Annotated in this window: 18 protein-coding genes; 4 read left to right on the top strand and 14 right to left on the bottom strand. The window is 45.7% G+C overall.

All coding sequences use genetic code 11. The features are described 5' to 3' along the window. Positions 1 to 7: 7 nt before the first annotated feature. From BLHYD_RS02395 to BLHYD_RS02375, 5 genes are all read right to left on the bottom strand, one after another. Complete coding sequence (locus tag BLHYD_RS02395; protein ID WP_021844361.1) at positions 8 to 943, bottom strand: 1-phosphofructokinase family hexose kinase; 936 nt, start codon at positions 941 to 943, stop codon at positions 8 to 10. Next, positions 940 to 2,463, bottom strand: a complete 1,524-nt coding sequence (locus tag BLHYD_RS02390; protein ID WP_005947263.1) for a xylulokinase — start codon at positions 2,461 to 2,463, stop codon at positions 940 to 942. The genes BLHYD_RS02395 and BLHYD_RS02390 overlap by 4 nt, the downstream gene beginning before the upstream one ends. Further along, positions 2,460 to 3,506 carry a galactitol-1-phosphate 5-dehydrogenase gene (locus tag BLHYD_RS02385; protein WP_005947262.1) on the bottom strand — a complete coding sequence of 349 codons (1,047 nt, stop codon included), beginning with the start codon at positions 3,504 to 3,506 and terminating at the stop codon, positions 2,460 to 2,462. The genes BLHYD_RS02390 and BLHYD_RS02385 overlap by 4 nt, the downstream gene beginning before the upstream one ends. A 149-nt stretch (positions 3,507 to 3,655) precedes the next feature. Further along, positions 3,656 to 4,918, bottom strand: a complete 1,263-nt coding sequence (locus BLHYD_RS02380) for a PTS transporter subunit IIC (protein ID WP_021844357.1) — start codon at positions 4,916 to 4,918, stop codon at positions 3,656 to 3,658. Positions 4,919 to 5,421: 503 nt separating this feature from the next. Continuing rightward, positions 5,422 to 6,342, bottom strand: a complete 921-nt coding sequence (locus BLHYD_RS02375; protein ID WP_196795166.1) for a YhfZ family protein — start codon at positions 6,340 to 6,342, stop codon at positions 5,422 to 5,424. Positions 6,343 to 6,572: 230 nt separating this feature from the next. On the opposite strand from BLHYD_RS02375, the gene BLHYD_RS02370 reads away from it, so the two are divergent. From BLHYD_RS02370 to BLHYD_RS02355, 4 genes are all read left to right on the top strand, one after another. Then, positions 6,573 to 7,115, top strand: coding sequence for a helix-turn-helix domain-containing protein (locus BLHYD_RS02370; RefSeq protein ID WP_005947256.1), 543 nt, complete (start codon positions 6,573 to 6,575; stop codon positions 7,113 to 7,115). 92 nt (positions 7,116 to 7,207) lie between these two features. Then, positions 7,208 to 7,411 (top strand): PLDc N-terminal domain-containing protein, encoded by a 204-nt coding sequence (locus tag BLHYD_RS02365; protein ID WP_005947254.1) that lies wholly within the window; start codon positions 7,208 to 7,210, stop codon positions 7,409 to 7,411. Beyond that, a complete protein-coding gene (locus BLHYD_RS02360; protein WP_005947252.1) occupies positions 7,408 to 8,325 on the top strand; it encodes an ABC transporter ATP-binding protein in 918 nt (305 codons plus the stop codon). The genes BLHYD_RS02365 and BLHYD_RS02360 overlap by 4 nt, the downstream gene beginning before the upstream one ends. Further along, entirely contained in the window at positions 8,322 to 9,080 is a 759-nt protein-coding gene (locus BLHYD_RS02355; RefSeq protein WP_005947250.1) for an ABC transporter permease, read from the top strand. The genes BLHYD_RS02360 and BLHYD_RS02355 overlap by 4 nt, the downstream gene beginning before the upstream one ends. 160 nt (positions 9,081 to 9,240) lie before the next feature. Here the strand turns inward: BLHYD_RS02355 and rpsI are convergent, their stop codons facing one another. The 9 genes from rpsI to clpX form a co-directional block, all read right to left on the bottom strand. Further along, positions 9,241 to 9,633, bottom strand: a complete 393-nt coding sequence (rpsI, locus tag BLHYD_RS02350) for a 30S ribosomal protein S9 (RefSeq protein WP_005947246.1) — start codon at positions 9,631 to 9,633, stop codon at positions 9,241 to 9,243. Between the two features lie 17 nt (positions 9,634 to 9,650). Next, positions 9,651 to 10,079 (bottom strand): 50S ribosomal protein L13, encoded by a 429-nt coding sequence (rplM, locus tag BLHYD_RS02345; RefSeq protein ID WP_005947244.1) that lies wholly within the window; start codon positions 10,077 to 10,079, stop codon positions 9,651 to 9,653. A gap of 445 nt (positions 10,080 to 10,524) precedes the next feature. After that, positions 10,525 to 11,262, bottom strand: a complete 738-nt coding sequence (gene truA / locus BLHYD_RS02340; protein ID WP_005947242.1) for a tRNA pseudouridine(38-40) synthase TruA — start codon at positions 11,260 to 11,262, stop codon at positions 10,525 to 10,527. A gap of 3 nt (positions 11,263 to 11,265) precedes the next feature. Continuing rightward, the gene (locus BLHYD_RS02335) at positions 11,266 to 12,069 is read right to left on the bottom strand and encodes an energy-coupling factor transporter transmembrane component T family protein (RefSeq protein ID WP_005947240.1); all 804 of its coding nucleotides are present in this window, start codon (positions 12,067 to 12,069) and stop codon (positions 11,266 to 11,268) included. A gap of 21 nt (positions 12,070 to 12,090) precedes the next feature. Continuing rightward, positions 12,091 to 12,966 (bottom strand): energy-coupling factor transporter ATPase, encoded by an 876-nt coding sequence (locus BLHYD_RS02330; RefSeq protein WP_005947238.1) that lies wholly within the window; start codon positions 12,964 to 12,966, stop codon positions 12,091 to 12,093. Further along, positions 12,951 to 13,802, bottom strand: a complete 852-nt coding sequence (locus BLHYD_RS02325; RefSeq protein WP_021845746.1) for an energy-coupling factor transporter ATPase — start codon at positions 13,800 to 13,802, stop codon at positions 12,951 to 12,953. Before BLHYD_RS02325 ends, BLHYD_RS02330 begins: the two co-directional genes overlap by 16 nt. A 20-nt stretch (positions 13,803 to 13,822) precedes the next feature. Further along, positions 13,823 to 14,431 (bottom strand): ribosome biogenesis GTP-binding protein YihA/YsxC, encoded by a 609-nt coding sequence (gene yihA, locus BLHYD_RS02320; protein WP_005947233.1) that lies wholly within the window; start codon positions 14,429 to 14,431, stop codon positions 13,823 to 13,825. A 21-nt stretch (positions 14,432 to 14,452) separates the two neighbouring features. Next, positions 14,453 to 16,765, bottom strand: a complete 2,313-nt coding sequence (gene lon, locus BLHYD_RS02315; RefSeq protein WP_005947232.1) for an endopeptidase La — start codon at positions 16,763 to 16,765, stop codon at positions 14,453 to 14,455. Between the two features lie 17 nt (positions 16,766 to 16,782). Further along, positions 16,783 to 18,081, bottom strand: a complete 1,299-nt coding sequence (clpX, locus tag BLHYD_RS02310) for an ATP-dependent Clp protease ATP-binding subunit ClpX (protein ID WP_005947230.1) — start codon at positions 18,079 to 18,081, stop codon at positions 16,783 to 16,785. Positions 18,082 to 18,107: the final 26 nt, after the last annotated feature.

The raw sequence follows: 18,107 nt of genomic DNA, 5'->3' as shown, positions 1-18,107 counted from the left end.
TTTTTATTTAAAACCTTTCTACTTCGACTTTGGATATGACATCCTCATAACATTCCAGCTTCAATTTGCCTGGCGCAGCTTCCAGCGCATTCAAAACCCCAAAAGCCATTCCTCTTTTTATAGCGTCTTCGACAGCTTCGCCGTGGTCAAAGCTCAGCGCCATGCCTGCAATCACAGAATCCCCGGACCCAATGGGATTCACTGCGTCGATTTGTGGCACAGACACCCGATAAAATGTATCCCTTTGTTTTACCACAGCCCCAGAAGCTCCTAAGGATACCACAACACATTCAATTCCCTGAAAAAGCTCTGAGGACAGCACGTTCTTGATCGCAGCTTCATCCTGAAAGTACAGCTTCTGACCTGTCAGCTCTTCTAGTTCTTTTTCATTGGGTTTAATCAGAAAAGGCTTATATACCGAATGAAGGCTCTCCCGCAGACAATCCCCGGACGTATCTAAAATTACTTTTCTATTTTTTTGAAGTGCAGTTTGCACCAGGCCGGCGTAGAAGTCAGATGTAGCTCCCTGCGGAAGACTTCCTGACAGCACAACAGTACCTGCATCGTCAAGAAGTCTCTCATACTGTTTGCAAAATCTCTGTAACTCTTCTTTCTGCACTTTTTCTCCACGTTCTAGGATCTCAGTGCAATGCTTTCCATGAATAATAGAAATATTATTCCGGGATTCCGCGGTTATTTCGCAAAATTCACAGGGAATCCCCTGTCTCTTCAATTCCCTTTGGATAAACTGCCCATTGCACCCGCCGGCGAGTCCAGCGGCAGTCACATCTGCGTGAACCTGTTTCAGTACCCGCGTCACATTCAGTCCCTTTCCTCCTGCCGTCTTAGTCACATTGGCTACACGGTTGGTCCCATCTGTCTTCAGTTCATCCATGACATAGGTGATATCCACAGACGCATTCATCGTGACCGTCAAAATCATGCCTGGACCTCCTCTCTCGTCATCAGACATTCCAGTTGTTCATAAAGTCTCAGATACTTGGCATATCCTTCATCGTATACCTTCTTCACTGCCGCATTCGGAGAATAGACCTTCTGCACCTTATTTGTCGCATTCCTGGCATCCTCATAATCCTGATAGACACCTGTCCCTATTCCAGCCAGTATCGCCGCACCCAACGTGGTAGCCATATCGGAACGGGGCACACGTATGACCTTTCCTGTGACATCGGCTTTGATCTGCATGAACACCTGGCTGTTGGCACAACCGCCCATACCCCAAAGCTCTGTCACCTGCGCACCCGCCTGTTCTGCAATCTCCAGATTGTGTCTCAGAGAATAGGCCACCCCTTCCTGGGATGCCCGGATTAAATGCCCTCTTTTCTTCTCGAAATCAATTCCATAGTATACGCCCTTTGCCGCAGCGTTCCAGATCGGAGAGCGCTCCCCCTTCATATATGGGAGAAAAATCACGCCGTCCGCTCCTGCCGGAATCGCTTTGGAGAGCTCGTCCATCTCATAATAAGTGTTGGTTCCCCTGATCTGTGCGTTTCTTTTTTCCTCATAGCAGTAGGTGTCCTTGACCCAATCTACGACGCCTCCGCCACCTACGGTTCCACCCTGCAAAAGCCAGTGGCCCGGTACCACATGATAGCCCATAATCAGCCTTGGGTCAGCGATGTATTCCTTCAGACAGATACTCATTCCCTCTGCCTGTCCGCCTTGTTCCTGAGTTTCTCCGTGAGCGATCACACCGGCTCCCAACGCTCCGCACGCTGCATCTAAGCCTCCTGCCACAACCGGGGTTCCCGCCTTTAGTCCTGTAAGCTTCGCTGCCTCTTCCGTCACACAGCCTACGATCTCGTCAGAATTATAGATTGACGGAAGAATCCTTTCCGGTACCCCAAACTGAGAACACAGCTCATGATTCCAGGTACCTTTTCTCATATCAAAGCACTGAAGGCCATAGCCCTGGGAAATGTCCTGGGTTCTTTTTCCCGTCAGCTTGAATACCACAAAGCTGTTCGCCTGCAGTACCACGTCGATTTTCTCAAAAATCTCCGGCCGGTTTCTTCGCAACCAAAGTATTTTCGGCAGAGTATAAGACGGTTCCAGAGAGTTTCCGCTGATCTCAAAAATCTTCTCTTCTCCTATTTTCCTCTTGTATTCCTCGCACAAATCGGCGGCACGAGTGTCCATCCAAATCGGATTTCTGCACAGCACTCTTCCCTCCTTGTCAATAGGAATCATGGACCACCCTTGCCCGTCAATGCCAATTCCTTTTATATTCACTTCCTTCATTTTGTCGTCTGCCATCATTTTTGAGACTGCCGCGCAGATGCACTCCCACCATTCCTCCGGGTCCTGCTCCACCCAGCCATCCTGTGGATAGTAGACGGGATATTTTCTCGTATCCGTCAAGATGACTGTTCCATCCTTCCGAAAAACCGTCAATTTACAACTGGAAGTTCCAACATCAATTCCCATCAAAGCATCCATCATTTTTCCTCGCCTCCAATTTCGTACAGAATTTTTATATGTCCGGAATCTTTTTTTCTCAGTTCCCAAAACGGTTCTTCCTCCGCTTCCAGCGGATAAATTCCAGTAATCATTTCTTTCAGATTAACGCTACCCCGCTCCATATATTCGAGAGCTGTCTTCCACTCATAACCTGGAAACGGAGCCGAGTAAGACATCATATTACCCGTTATCAATAATTCTTTTCGGAAGATCTGTTCAAATTCCTGCGGCCGGAACGTGATATCTCTGTGGCTGGTTCCCACATAAATAACCTTTCCGCCTTTTCCTGCCAGTGTAATCGCCTGCACCTGAGTTATCGGATGCCCTGCCGTCTCAAAGACCACGCCGGCTTTCTCATTCTGTCTAAAATATTCTTCCAACTTCACCTTCTCCGGGTTCAGTGTCACATCCGCGCCGATCTTTGCAGCAAATTCCAAGCGCTGTTCATTCATATCCACGATGTAGATCTTCCCCGCACCTCTCGCTCTGAGTGCGGCCACGACAGCCAGGCCAATCGCCCCAGCCCCCAAAATCAGCGCAGCCTCCCCTGCTCTGAAGGGAAGTCTTTCCACCGCATGAAGGCCTACTGTAAACGGTTCTACCAGCGCGGCCTCTTTGAAGCTCACCTGGTCAGGCACCTCAATAATGTTCTCTTCCGGCACTGCCACATACTCGGCAAACGCTCCCGGCTGATGGGAACCAATAAAACCATAATGCTCACAAAGCTGCGGCTTTCCTGCGCGGCAGGAAGGACACTTGCCGCAGACCATCAGCGGCGCGCCAATCACTCTTTTTCCCAATCTGCCCTCAGATACTTCCTTTCCTGCCTTTACAATCGTCCCGGAAAATTCATGTCCCAATATCTGCGGAAAATTATGTACCGCACCATCGAAGAATCTGGGAAGATCAGAACCGCAAATTCCGCAGTACGCCACCTTCACCAGAACTTCCTTATCTTTCAGTTCTGGTATCTCTGTCTCACATAAACACATTATTTGTTTGTCTTCCACTGCCAATGCTTTCATCAAATAGTAACCTCCTATTTTTCTGTAACTATTCAGCCATGCACCTGACAAAACCCAAAATCCAACGTAAGCTTGCTTTCAGAGAAAGTTTGTTTTTATCAAGCATATGGCTGGATAGCTACAATTTTTTCCATCTTCTATAAATTCCGTTACATCAGATTGAATATACGGACCAGCAACCACATGAGAAGATTGCCGCCCTCGTCCCAACAGCTGACGAGTGTTCCATCCGCTACATTGCTTCCTAGAATATTGGTGATTTCCGCCGCTCCCGTAGTCAGCGGAGCCAGATAGGTCGCCGCCAGCGTGGTAGGAATAATCCAAATCGTCGCCAGCAAAACGTTATAGACAATGTTTCCTTTGGTATAGGGTGCGATACCGCCGATCAAATACGGCAGAGCCGCCAGACTCGCCACCGGCAGAAAATTATTCCCCGGTAAAAATGCGCAGATGAAAATCGAAATCGGGTACATAATCACAACCGACGACATCACAGATGGGTCCGAGAGCAGCATGACCGGGTCGACTGCAATGTTCAGCTTTCGTCCCTTAAACTTTTCTTTCATAAAGTTTGAAAGGTTCTCAGTAATCGGAAGAATACCATCCGCGACGAACTGTAACATAGCCGGAAGGATAATCAGAATCGCAGCCAGCTTAATCGCTAACTGTATCACACCTGCGGAGCCGATTCCACTGATTATTCCAATCACAACTCCCAAAATCGCCCCTATGACGCTGCTCTCTCCGAAAATTCCAAACTTCTCCTTCATATCCGTTGAAGAAATTTTAATCTTATTCAAACCCGGAATTCTGTCAACTATCTTCATTGCAAAAAATGCAAAGGTGGCAGGAAATGTGGCAGAAGGCGCGGGTACTGTAATTCCTTCCAGGTGATTAAATTCCTGAAATTTCTTTGCATGAAAGTCTCCCAGAAACATGGAAATCGCCAGCATTCCGACCCCGCCTGCAATTCCGATCCACAAGTTGCCGCTGAATACATAGAACATAACACCTAAGGCCTCACCGTGCCAGATATTCCACATATCCACCCACAGTGTCTGCGTCAATTTGAGTGTCACACAAAGAATATTCACCGCCAAAATTCCCAGAATCACCCAAGGTACTCCAGCCCAGCTCCAAGCGGCCGTACAACTTCCATAACCAATATCTACTATGGAAAAGTCTGCATTGAGGCGCTGGGAAAGTGCTTCTGTCACTGGCTGCATCGCCTGGACGCAAAAGTCTGTAATCATATTTAAACCTGTCAGGCCGATTCCGATTTTCAGAGCACTCGTAACACTTCTGGAAATTCCTGCCCGGCATACCAATCCGATGACCAGCATTACAATGGGAACGAAATAAGTCCCCCCAAGTCCAATAAACCATGAAATTGCATTTTGTATAATTTCCACAATATCCTCCTTCATCCTGTGAAAATTTCAAACTTCTCCGGATAATTTTGAAATTTACCATTTGTTCTATATTCAGAATACTGTATTATATACTTTTTGTCAATTTCTTTCTCACACCTAAATTTTTTTTATCTATTTTCTACAAATTTAATTCTTTCAATTTATGTAAAATAACTTTTTGCTGCGTAACCCTCTTTCTTGCCGCAAAATCAAGTGGGCAAGCTTCCAGATCCTTAACCCCTGATTACAGAACAAAATGGGCAAGCCCACTTCAACTCTCCCGTCTCCTCAATCTTTGAGGGGCGCAGTCCCACTTTGCGCGCCGCCGCAACACCGCCTTGCGGTGTACTACCTTATTGCGGCGTACGCATCCTTAGCGGAGCGTTTCTGTAATAGGAACGGGCTTTCACGCATTAGTGTGACAAGATCTTTCCCATTACATAAAAAATATTCCTGAAGATATCCTCATATAGAGGAACACTTCAGGAATATTGCTATTACCCTTAAAAAATTGGCTCTAACTCTCGATTCAGCACTTTTTTCTGAATATCAATTACTTTTTCCACATCAATGCTTTCCATTATGCCAGTCATCAGACGGTTATTGCGATTGATACTCAACACTGCTTCACAGATGCTGTCTATATCAAAATCAGGAATCACCGATTCAAATTTTCGTGCTTTTATCATGTCTTCCGGAAAATGCACAGGTGTCGTCTGATGCCAAACCACCGTATCCATTTTCCCAGACAAGCTCTCAAAAGGAATCTCCCCATATCTGACATTGACATAGTCCGCGTCAGGAAAGGCAGCCTGTGTCAGCAACATGTGATCGTAGGAATTATAGTCTATCCCGACTATTTTTTTTCTCATCTCCTTATCTTCGCTTCTGATATTGTCAAGAATTACCAATGAGTCTGCGGCATAAAAAGAATTCGCCCCAAAACGAAGAGAAACCGCCAAAGCCTCGTCAGCCTTCTGTCGATGCCTCGCGGACTCCAACGATGATATTACAAAGTCCTCCCGCGTCGGCCGGTTCACAATCCTGTCAAACCGAACCTTGGAACCATATCCATAGACAATGACCAAGGGTATATCCAAATCATCCATAACCTCCCGCAGTCCCATGGCCAATCCCCTCATCTCCAAGCTTAGAGGTTCCGGAAACAGGCCGACCACATAGCGCTTCGAGAGAAATTTCCACAGTTCTTTCGTACTTTTCCCCGTCAGTATCGTCCCATACCTCTGCTGGGCCTGCAGCTGAATAATCCCATTCATCTCCAACTCTTTTATCGCCGTCTGGATGGTCCCTATTCCAACCTTCAATTCTTTCTGCAAATCAGTAAACGTGGGAATTCTCTCTCCGATTCCGCAAGATAAAAAAATTTCCGCCAGCTTTTGCTGCGCAATACCTTTTTGATTCAAATACACTAATCTCACCCTCTAAACAATTCATACTATAATTATCACTGAAACTTAAATTTCATATGTGAGCCGTTCTTTCTTCATCATATACAATATACTGTATCAAATATAAATTAATTTTGCAAGAGTCAGCTTACGCACCGGTAGAGCTATTTCAGATTCCAATCATTAATTGACTTTTTAGTATCAAGATGATAATATTTTCATATATTAATGCGGGAGGGTAAAAGATGACAGATAAACTTATGGATTGCATCACCAATCCAGTGAAATGCAAATTGTTGCTTGAAATACATTCACAAGGAAAATCTACTGCAAAACATCTAGCTAATATCTATAACGATATTCCTCAGGCTACCTTATACCGGCATCTCAAAAAAATGCTGAGCGACGGCATTTTACAGGTAGTAGAAGAGACACAAGTACGCGGTACGGTAGAAAAGACCTATTCACTGGCTGATAGCATCAACAGCGACATGGAAACAATGGTTGAAGAAAATTCCGGCAAACTCTATATGCAGTATTTCATGCAGTATTTTATAGGATTTGCAAAACAGTTTCAAAAATATTGCCAATCTCCGAATATCAATATCAAAAAAGATATGACAGGATTTTCTCTCTCCCCCCTTTATCTTTCTGATGATGAATTGACTGCTCTTGTGACAAACATTTCTCAGATCATCGGAGCAGTCAAAAACAATGAACCAACTCCCAAACGTAAGCTTCGGACAATAGGTATCATCGTATCTCCTGCTGAAAATACAGAAAAGTAAAATGACCGTCCCATGTTGGGACGGTTTCTATTGATTTAATATTATCATTATGATAATATTATTAAAAGAATAAAATACAGGAGGTAACTACATTGAACACTTTATTCGAAATTCTGCCCTTGCTTATTCCTGTCCTGCTGATAGACATTGCTCTTGCAGCAATGGCAGTAAGCCACATTTTACGCCACCCACGCTATCGCTTCGGAAATAGAACTATGTGGCTGGTAATTGTTGTAGTCTTACTGCTCTTCGGGCCACTTATTTATTTTGTCTTTGGAAAGGGGGAGATGGAATGAATGTCCTTACAGTCCAAAACTTATCTAAGTGTTTTGGAAAACAGAAGATCATTGAGAACCTGAACATGTCTGTCCCGGAAGGAAGTGTTTTTGGATTTATAGGGAAAAACGGAGCCGGCAAAACAACAACCATGAAAATGGTATTGGGCCTGTTACAGCCAGACAGCGGAAAAATTCATGTCTGCAATGAGCCTGTTTTCTTTGGACAGACAAAGACAAATCAATATATCGGATATTTGCCGGATGTCCCGGAATTTTATAACTATATGACGCCGACACAGTATCTTAAACTTTGCGGAGAAGTCATTGGGTTATCAAAAAGCTGCATTTTCCAAAGAAGTCAGGAGCTTCTCTCTCTTGTTGGATTAAACGGCGCTGCAAAACAAATCGGCGGTTTTTCACGCGGCATGAAGCAGCGGCTGGGAATTGCACAGGCATTGCTTACACAGCCAAAATTACTGATTTGTGACGAACCGACCAGTGCGCTTGACCCCGTAGGCAGAAAAGAGATTTTGGATATTCTCTATAAAATCAGCGGAACGACTACTGTATTATTTTCCACTCACATTCTTTCTGATGTAGAGCGTATCTGCGACCATGCTGCCTTTTTGAACGAGGGGAAAATTGCTGTCAGCGGGACGCTTGCAGAAATGAAGGCTTTACGTGGACATGACAGCTTGCTTTTGGAGTTCTCTACAGATAAAGATTTACAGCTTTTCAAAAAGCAAAAACCCATAGAACCATTACTGCTCCACTCTGAGGAAAACAACAGGGAACTCATTCTGCACAGCCGCGATATGGAAAACGTGCAAAATTGCCTATTTTCCGTACTTGCATTAACAGGAATTTGCCCTATAAAAATAGAACTTATGGAGCCGTCTCTTGAAAGTCTGTTTTTGGAGGTAGTAAAATGAGCGGATATTTGGCTTTTGTAAAAAAAGAATTTACGGAAAATATGAAAAACTATCGTTTTCTTATTCTATTTGCAATCTTTTTGGTCTTCGGCATTATGAGCGCGTTTCTTGCTAAGTTTACACCTGAAATTTTGTCAGCGTTAGCCGCAGATATGGAGATGACTTCCGAACCGGTACCTTTGGATGCATGGAAACAATTTTACAAAAACATTTCCGGCGTTGGTTTCAGCGCATTCATCATTCTGTTTGGAAACTGCCTGTCAAGTGAATATTCCAAAGGAACGTTAGTCTTAATGGTGACAAAGGGCCTATCCCGCAGAGCCGTTATTCTTGCAAAATATACGGTAGCCGCCGCGCTTATGACCGTCAGCTATTGGATTGCTTACGCCGCAGCATATGTCTACACAGCTCTTTTGTGGAAGGATATATGCCTTTCAAACGTCACTTTCGCCGCATTTCTGCTCTGGATCATAGGCTTTCTGTATTTGAGTATTCTGATGACTGGATGCGTGATATTCAAGCAGATGTTCACAAGCATACTCTTTACGGGCGGTATTGTAGCCCTGATATCCTTATTTGGAATGATAGAACCGATTGCGAAATTCAATCCGTTCATTTTAACCTCAAAAAATGTAGGTCTGATTTCCGGCAAAATCATTCCGGCGGAATTTATAATACCCGCTTTCATTTCCGTTGTTTTATCCATTTTGGGATTGCTGATTGCTATTCGGCTTTTCAACAAAAAACAGCTTTGAAAATTGGAAATATACGGTCATATCTCTTATTGCGGCATGCGCCTCTTACCCCAGGGCTTTTTATTTATTAGGAAATCCAGCAGAATTTCCTAGTAAACAAAAAAATCCCCAGAACACATAGGTTCTGGGGATTGAAACACATATTTGATATTTCGTCTGCTTATCTCTTAGAGAACTGTGGAGCACGACGTGCTGCTTTGAGACCGTATTTCTTACGCTCTTTCATACGTGGATCTCTGGTCAGGAATCCAGCGGATTTCAGAACCGGTCTGTACTCATTGTCTGCCTGCAGAAGCGCTCTTGCAACGCCGTGTCTAATTGCGCCGGCCTGTCCGGTGAATCCGCCGCCATGCACATTTACCAACACATCGAATTTTCCTTCTGTCTCGGTAGCAACCAGTGGCTGACGAACAACCACTTTCAAGGTCTCCAACCCGAAATACTCGTCGATATCTCTTTTATTGATTGTAATTTTACCAGTACCAGGTACCAGATAAACTCTTGCGATTGATTTTTTTCTTCTTCCTGTTCCGTAGAATTTTGCGCTAGCCAATTTACTCTACCTCCTCACTAAAATGTTAATACTTCTGGTTTCTGAGCTTCATGTTTGTGCTCTGGTCCAGCGTATACGAAAAGTTTCTTGTGCATAGCTCTTCCCAAAGGTCCCTTTGGAAGCATGCCTTTTACTGCCAACTCAAGAACTTTCTCAGGCTTCTTTGCTAACATTTCTTTCAATGTAGTCTCTTTCATTCCGCCTACATATTCTGAGTGATGATAGTAGATTTTCTGATCTAATTTCTTACCGGTTACTTTGATCTTCTCAGCGTTTACAATGATTACATAATCACCGGTATCTACGTGAGGAGTGAATTCCGGTTTATTTTTTCCTCTCAAAACTTTTGCTACCTCAGAGGCCAGACGACCTAAGGTGCAATCAGTAGCATCCACAACATACCATTTTCTCTCGATTTTATCTGGATTAGCCATATAGCTCTTCATGGTTTTCCCTCCTGGTTTTCTCTGTATTCAAGATTGATTCTAAAGGATAGAGCCGATGTCTCTCCCTCTATAATTTAAGCATCAAGAACGTATGGCGATCAGCAGAAAATGTCCGAAACTGCTATCAAAAATATCGTCGCCGGGGCTTTTGGCTCGGATATTCTCGCACTACGTCACATTGAGTAATTATATTATAATCACATTTCCATGTCAATCGTTTTTTACAAATCTTTCTATATTTTCGCAACTATTCAGCCATACGCCTGAAAAACAAAAATCCGGAGCAAGCAAGCTTGTGGAGGAGTTTTTATTTTACTAGGCATATGACGCTTAGCCATGAGCGGAGATTCCGACGCGTACGCGGCAGAAAAGCAACGGCAACTGAGACTCTGAACTTACATGGCTAAATAGTCACAAATTTTTACAAATCAGTGAACAGCAACAGCTATTCATATTGGATTCCCAGTAAAGTCAATCCCTTCGCCGGGGCAGTCGGTCCCGCCCACTCCCGATCCCGGGCGTCTAAAATCTCCTGCATCCGCTCAGGGGGATACTGACCATTTCCAATCTCAATCAGGGTTCCCGCGATGATTCGAACCATATTATAGAGAAATCCCTCTCCGCTGATTCGAATCGTCACCATATCCCCGAACCTCTCCACTTCAACGGAACGAATCGTGCGCACCGTACTTTTTACCTGAGCTCCTGCGCCACAGAAGCTGGCAAAATCATGGCGGCCAATCAGATAGGAGGTAGCCTCACGCATCTTCTTCTCGTCCAGTTTGTAATGATAGAAATAAGAGTACAACCGCTCGGTGGGAATTTGAAATCGTCTATTTAGAATTCGGTATTCATATGTCTTCACACTGTCACAATACCTGGGATGGAAATCCATGGGCATCTCCTCTGAGAGCTGAATCCGAATATCCTCCGGCAGCCTCTGATTCAACGCGTATGAAATTTTTTCTCCAGGCATCCTAGTCTCAGTGTCAAAGACTGCCACATTTCCCATCGCATGCACACCGGCATCTGTACGGCTGGCTCCGATCGTCTCAATCTCTTCTCCTAAAAGTTCACTCAGACATCGGTTCAGCTCGCCTTGTATCGTAATACCATTGGGCTGAACCTGCCATCCACAATAATTTGTCCCGTCATACGCGACAATCAATCCTACTCTCTTCATCTTCTATATTCCCACCACCCGAAAGACAAAGGCGACTCCCAGGTATAAAAACACAATCAAATAAGCAATATAATCTCTACTGTGATACCTCAGAGGTTTCATCTGTGTCCGCCCTTCCCCTCCGTTGTAACATCTGGCCTCCATCGCCATCGCTAAATCATTGGCCCGACGAAAAGCCGAGATGAACAGCGGTACCAGAAGCGGAACCATGCTTTTCGCCTTCTGAATGATATTTCCACTCTCGAAATCCGCCCCTCTGGCAATCTGCGCCTTCATAATCTTATCCGTCTCTTCTAAGAGAATCGGTATAAAGCGCAGAGCGATAGACATCATCATCGCAATCTCATGAACTGGAACCTTGATTTTCTTCAGAGGCCCTAATAGACTCTCCAACCCATCGGTGAGCTGGTTCGGGGTCGTCGTCAGCGTCATGATGGACGAACCGATCACCAGATATGTTAACCGGATAGCCATCTTCCCCGCCATGATAAGCCCCTCCCTGGTAACCTTAAAAAAGCCCAGTTTCCACAGGACTTCTCCTGGTGTCAGCATCATATTAAAAAGAACCGTAATCAGCAGAATGATAAAAATCGCTTTCAGTCCCTTGAACATAAATTTCACGGGAACCTTCGAGATTCCAATCATCGCCGCCAGAAATATCGTCGCCACCGCATACCCCGGAAATGTATGAAACACAAACACGGAGATGATAAACAGCAAAGTACCGACGAATTTGACACGAGGGTCCAATCTATGCAGTACAGAATTTGCTGGATAGTACTGGCCCAGTGTAATATCTCTAATCATTTGTCTTCCTTCCTGTCTCTCTTAGTTACTCAATTTCTGCCCTTTCTCAGAACGGTGAACTGCCTTTAAGATACTGATCTTCGCCTCCTCCACCGTCGTGGCAGTCACATCCACATCCATCCCCTTCTCTCTCAGAGCATGCATGATATAAGTGATCTGCGGGGCCGCCAGTCCCATCTGTTCCAGCTCTCTGTAGTGAGCAAACACTTCTTTCGGAACATCGTCAAAAGCTACTTTTCCCCTGTCCATCACGATAATTCTCTCCACGTACTTTGCAATGTCCTCCATGCTATGGGAGACCAGCACGATACTGATTCCCCTCGTCTCGTGAAGCTGGGCAATCTGGTCTAAGATCTCGTCTCGTCCTCTCGGGTCTAACCCTGCCGTCGGCTCGTCCAAAATCAGAATCTTAGGATTCATCGCCAACACACCGGCGATCGCCACCCTCTTTTTCTGGCCGCCGGACAGTTCAAACGGAGATCTCTTAAAATATTTCTCAGAAAGCCCCACCTGTTCCAGAGCTCTTATAGCCTCACGCTCGGCCTCCTCCTGGCCAAGCCCCTGATTCTTCGGACCAAAACATACGTCTGTCAGCACATCCACCTCAAACAATTGATGTTCCGGGTATTGAAATACCAACCCTACCTCGCTTCTCAGTTTTTTCAGATTGTATTTCTCTCCCCAGATATCTTCCCCATTGTAGAGGACTTTCCCCTGAGTCGGACGAATTAAACCGTTAAAATGCTGAATCAGCGTGGATTTTCCGCTTCCAGTATGACCGATCATTCCGATGAATTGTCCGTCCGGTATCGTCAGATTTACGTTCTCTAGAGCATGAATTTCATAAGCCGTTCCCGGGCTGTAGGTATAATACACATTTTCTAATTTAATTGACATAGGGCACTCACCAACTCCTCTATGGTCAGAATTCCATCTGGAATCCTAAGACCTGCTTTCTTCAGTTCGTAAGCCAACAGAGTCACCTGCGGTACATCCAAGCCATATTTCTTCAGTGTGTCCACCTGGGAAAAGATCTCTCTGGGGACACCGCTCATCACCACATGGCCGGAGTCCATCACATACACATGATCTGCAAACACCACTTCTTCCATATAGTGGGTAATCAATATGACCGTGACCCCTTCCTTCTCATTCAGTTCCCGTACCGCTTTTAAGACATCTTTTCGCCCATTCGGGTCCAACATCGCGGTGGGCTCATCCAGCACGATACATTTCGGCCTCATAGCCATCACACCGGCAATCGCAACCCTCTGCTTCTGGCCCCCTGAGAGCTTATTGGGAGAATGATGGCGATAGGCAACCATTCCCACAGCCTCCAAGCTTCGGTCCACCCGTTTCCAGATCTCATCCGTTGGCACACCAATATTTTCAGGGCCAAAGCCTACATCCTCCTCCACCACACTCCCAATGATCTGATTGTCGGGATTTTGAAAAACCATTCCCGCTCTCTGCCTGATCTTCCAGAGGTTCTCCTCAGAGGAGGTGTCCATGCTGTCCACCCACAAGGTTCCCTCCGTCGGCACCAGCAGAGCGTTGATGTGTTTTGCAAGAGTGGATTTCCCGGAGCCGTTATGCCCCAGAATCGCAATAAACTGCCCTTCACGAATGTCCAAATTTACATCGTCTACCGCACGGCTAGTCTGTTCCACATTTCCGTCGTCGTCATATTTCAAGTATTCATATCCTAATTTGCTTGCTCGTATTATTCCCATCTTATTCCTTCCCTTCAGGGTTATTGGGACTTTTCATCCTCAGTAAATCCAATCAAGCGGTCCATCAAATCCCAGATCTCTTCCCGCCCCTGTTTGGTCACAGCGGAAAAAGGAATCACCTGCGAGCCTGGAAGCAAGCTCAGTCCCTGCCGAACCATTTTGACATGCTTTTGTACCTGACTGCGCTTCAGCTTATCCAATTTCGTGGCAATAATAATCGGCTCATACCCCTGGGCGACAATCCAATCATACATCATCTTATCATTTTTTGAAGGTTCATGGCGAATATCAATCAATAAGAATACTGCCCGCAGCATCTTCGAACTGTGGAGGTAACGCTCGATCAACTTTCCCCACTTTTCTTTCTCCGACTGAGCCACCTTCGCATATCCATAACCCGGCAAGTCCACCAAATACATACAGTCATTGATATTATAGAAATTAATCGTCTGAGTCTTCCCCGGCTGAGAGCTGGTTCTGGCCAAAGACTTGCGGTTCATCAAAGCATTAATCAGTGATGATTTTCCAACATTTGATTTTCCCGCAAAAGCAATCTCAGGCCATTCGTTCTCAGGAAGAGTACTGGTCACTCCACAGACAATATCCAGGGATACATTCTTGATAATCATAAAGTACCTCGTTTCTATGCTCTATCGGCTCAGTGCCTGGGACAAAACCTCTCCCATGTTGTCCACCAGATGTATCTCCAAACCATCCGTGATCTCCTCGGACATCTCTTTGATATCTGCTTTATTCTCTTTAGGCACCAATACCGTCTTAATTTTCGCGTACTTAGCAGCCAAAAGCTTCTCCTTCAGACCACCAATCGGCAACACCCGCCCCCGCAGAGTGATCTCACCGGTCATGGCTACCTCCGCCTTCACAGGGGTCTCAGTGATCGCGGAGAGCATTGCAGTGGCCATGGTGATTCCCGCCGAAGGGCCGTCCTTGGGGACAGCCCCCTCGGGGATATGTATATGAATATCATTTTCCCGGAAAAACTCCGGTTTTATTCCGTAATCAGACGCCACAGAGCGAATATAGCTGATACCCGCTCTCGCAGACTCCTTCATCACATCTCCTAGCTGTCCGGTGAGAACCAGTTCTCCTTTTCCCGGCATCACATTCACCTCAATCTGCAAGGTATCTCCACCTGCGCTGGTCCAGGCCAGCCCTCGGACAATTCCTACTTCGTTCTGCTTATTCGCCATCTGATAAGTATACCGTTCCTGACCTAGATAATGCTCCAGATTTTTTGTAGTGACCACCACCTTCTGCTTGTCGCCTTCCAGAATCTCTCTGGCGGTCTTCCGGCAGATCTGACCAATCCGCCGTTCCAGGTTCCGAACTCCGGCTTCTTTGGTATACCCATTGATGATCTTTCTCAGAGCAGCCGGGCGAATCGCAAGCTGTTTTTCTTCCAGGCCGTTCTCCTTGATCTGCTTTGGAATCAAATGCTCCTTCGCAATATGCTCTTTCTCATTCTCCGTGTAGCTGGAGAGCTCGATGACCTCCATACGGTCCAGCAAAGGTCTGGAAATCCCCTGCAAGTCATTAGCTGTAGCGATAAACAGCACTTCAGATAAGTCCACCGGGAGTTCTATATAATGGTCGTTGAAGTGACTATTCTGTTCAGGGTCTAAAACTTCCAAGAGCGCCGCCGACACATCCCCCTTGTAATCGCTGCTGGTCTTGTCGATCTCATCCAGCAGCATCAGAGGATTATTGACTCCCACCTGACGCAGCGCCGCCGCTATTCTTCCCGGCATCGCTCCAATATAGGTTCTCCTGTGTCCGCGAATCTCCGCTTCATCCCTCACACCGCCCAGGCAGATTCTCACATATTTCTTATTCAGAGCTCTGGCCACTGAGCGAGCGATGGAAGTCTTGCCCGTTCCAGGCGGCCCTACAAGGCAGAGAATCGGGCTTTTTCCCTTCTCTGTCAGATTTCTCACAGCCAAAAACTCCATGATACGTTCCTTGACTTTTTCCAAACCATAATGGTCCTTCTCTAAAATCTGAAATGCCTCTTTTAAATCTTCATTGTCGTCTGTGTGAATCCTCCAAGGCATATCCAGCAAAGTCTCAATATAGTCTCTGGCCACATTGCTTTCCGCATTATTGTTGCTCAGGGACTTGAAACGTTTAATCTCCTTGGCAATCTTCTCCTTGATCTCTTCCGGCGCATCCAGGCCCTGCAACTTTTCCTGGAAAACATCGGCATCGCTGGAAGTGTTGTCCTCACCTAGTTCCTCACGAATCAATTTCATCTGCTCTCGCAGAATATATTCTTTCTGATTTTTATCAATTCTTTCTTTCACCTTACGCTGGAATTCTCTGCGGAATTTCAGAATCTCAATCTCATCTTCCAGCATTCCTTCCAGTATGCCGTAACGCTCATAGAGTGTCAGAGCGCCAAGCAGCTTTTGTTGGTCCTCATACGGCATCGGCAGGTTGATACAAAGCTGATCTACCAAGTGCTTGGCATCGTCAATTTTCATGATCTGCGCTGCTAAATCTTTGCTGACCTTTCCGCTTTCCATACAATATGCGTGGAAGCTTTCCTTGATATTTCTCAGTATCGCTTCTTTCACATTGTGGTCTTCAATGTCCTCTTCCTCGATGATGCCCACCTGTCCTTCCAGATACGGATTCTCCCGTTCCAGGCGCAGAAGCTCCGCCCGGCTAACTCCCTCAACCAGAACTCTCAGGACATCCTTCGGCAGCTTTACCACCTGTTTGATATACGCCACCGTACCAATTTTATAAAGGTCAAGAAGACCCGGATTTTCATTCTCCGGATCTTTCTGAGTCACTAAAAATACTTTTTGTTCTTTCAGCATAGCCGCCTCGACTGCCTTGATTGAGCGTGTTCTGCTCACATCAAAGTGAACGATCATCTCAGGCAAAATCGTGGTTCCCCTAAGGGCAATCACCGGCAAGCCATATATCAACTGTTTCATCTTACTCCCTCCTTGTCTCAGGCGGTTTCTGGTTTTCCTTTCCGGGCTTTTCTAAGAGCTTTGGGCTCCTGCGCTCCGGCCTCCCCGTAGGTAATCTCCGGTTCGGCTGTCCCTTCCACAGCCTCCTTTGTAATGACACACTTCTGAATCGTGTGGTCGGATGGTACCTGATACATCAAATCCATCATTGTTGACTCCATAATAGAACGAAGTCCCCTGGCTCCAGTTTTTCTCTCCAGGGATTTCTCCGCAATCAGTTTTAATGCATCTTTCTGGAAATCCAATTCGACGCCGTCCAACTCAAACAACTTTCGGTACTGTTTCACCAGAGAATTCTTCGGCTCCTGCAAAATTCGTATCAGCGCCTCCTCGTCCAGTGCATTCAACGACACCACTACTGGAACTCTTCCGATAAATTCAGGAATCAAGCCAAACTTGATAAAATCCTCCGGCATTACTTCTCTGAGCAATTCTCCCACATTGTGCTCCTTCGCACTTCTCACATCCGCGCCGAAGCCAATGGACTTCTGGTCTTTTCTCGTGGCAATGATCTTTTCTAACCCCTCAAAAGCTCCGCCGCATATGAACAGAATATTCGTCGTGTCAATCTGGATAAACTCCTGATGAGGATGTTTCCTTCCTCCCTGGGGCGGAACACTGGCAACAGTTCCTTCCAGAATCTTAAGCAGAGCCTGCTGTACACCCTCGCCGGATACATCTCTGGTGATGGATGCATTTTCAGATTTTCTCGTGATCTTGTCAATCTCGTCAATATAGATAATTCCATACTGGGCACGCTCGATGTCGTAATCCGCAGCCTGGATAATTTTCAAAAGTATATTCTCCACGTCCTCGCCCACATAACCTGCCTCGGTCAGTGTGGTCGCGTCCGCTATGGCAAATGGTACATTCAAAAGCTTCGCCAGCGTCTGGGCCAATAGCGTCTTTCCAGAACCAGTGGGACCCAGCATCAGAATATTGCTCTTTTGCAGCTCCACATCCAGACTCTTCGGCGCCATCACTCTCTTATAGTGATTATAGACGGCCACAGACAATGCCTTCTTCGCCTCATCCTGTCCAATGACGTATTCGTCTAGAAAGTTGTGAATCTCCTGAGGCGTCATCAAATTAATGTCTGAAGTCAGCATATCTTCATAGAGAAGGCCTTCCTCCTCAATAATCTCATTGCAAATCTCGATACACTCATCGCAAATATATACACTCTTATCTAAGCTGGAAATCAGTTTACGTACCTGATCTTCCGATTTATTACAAAAGGAACACCTTACTTTCCCTTCTTTTATTCTATCTGCCATGGAAATCTTTCCCTTTCCTTTCTTCT

It is taken from the genome of Blautia hydrogenotrophica DSM 10507, from assembly GCF_034356035.1.
Classification (GTDB): domain Bacteria; phylum Bacillota; class Clostridia; order Lachnospirales; family Lachnospiraceae; genus Blautia_A; species Blautia_A hydrogenotrophica.
Note: the sequence above shows the minus strand (reverse complement) of the source record. Positions and strands in the feature narration are given on the sequence as shown.

Bases quoted from the DNA above. Each gene is read 5' to 3' on its own strand.
- BLHYD_RS02335 (WP_005947240.1), bottom strand. From the start codon at position 12,069: ATGATTAGAGATATTACACTGGGCCAGTACTATCCAGCAAATTCTGTA.
- BLHYD_RS02385 (WP_005947262.1), bottom strand. From the start codon at position 3,506: ATGAAAGCATTGGCAGTGGAAGACAAACAAATAATGTGTTTATGTGAG.
- BLHYD_RS02330 (WP_005947238.1), bottom strand. From the start codon at position 12,966: ATGTCAATTAAATTAGAAAATGTGTATTATACCTACAGCCCGGGAACG.
- BLHYD_RS02370 (WP_005947256.1), top strand. From the start codon at position 6,573: ATGACAGATAAACTTATGGATTGCATCACCAATCCAGTGAAATGCAAA.
- yihA (WP_005947233.1), bottom strand. From the start codon at position 14,431: ATGATTATCAAGAATGTATCCCTGGATATTGTCTGTGGAGTGACCAGT.
- truA (WP_005947242.1), bottom strand. From the start codon at position 11,262: ATGAAGAGAGTAGGATTGATTGTCGCGTATGACGGGACAAATTATTGT.
- BLHYD_RS02395 (WP_021844361.1), bottom strand. From the start codon at position 943: ATGATTTTGACGGTCACGATGAATGCGTCTGTGGATATCACCTATGTC.
- rplM (WP_005947244.1), bottom strand. From the start codon at position 10,079: ATGAAGAGCTATATGGCTAATCCAGATAAAATCGAGAGAAAATGGTAT.
- BLHYD_RS02390 (WP_005947263.1), bottom strand. From the start codon at position 2,463: ATGATGGATGCTTTGATGGGAATTGATGTTGGAACTTCCAGTTGTAAA.
- BLHYD_RS02325 (WP_021845746.1), bottom strand. From the start codon at position 13,802: ATGGGAATAATACGAGCAAGCAAATTAGGATATGAATACTTGAAATAT.
- lon (WP_005947232.1), bottom strand. From the start codon at position 16,765: ATGAAACAGTTGATATATGGCTTGCCGGTGATTGCCCTTAGGGGAACC.
- BLHYD_RS02360 (WP_005947252.1), top strand. From the start codon at position 7,408: ATGAATGTCCTTACAGTCCAAAACTTATCTAAGTGTTTTGGAAAACAG.
- clpX (WP_005947230.1), bottom strand. From the start codon at position 18,081: ATGGCAGATAGAATAAAAGAAGGGAAAGTAAGGTGTTCCTTTTGTAAT.
- BLHYD_RS02355 (WP_005947250.1), top strand. From the start codon at position 8,322: ATGAGCGGATATTTGGCTTTTGTAAAAAAAGAATTTACGGAAAATATG.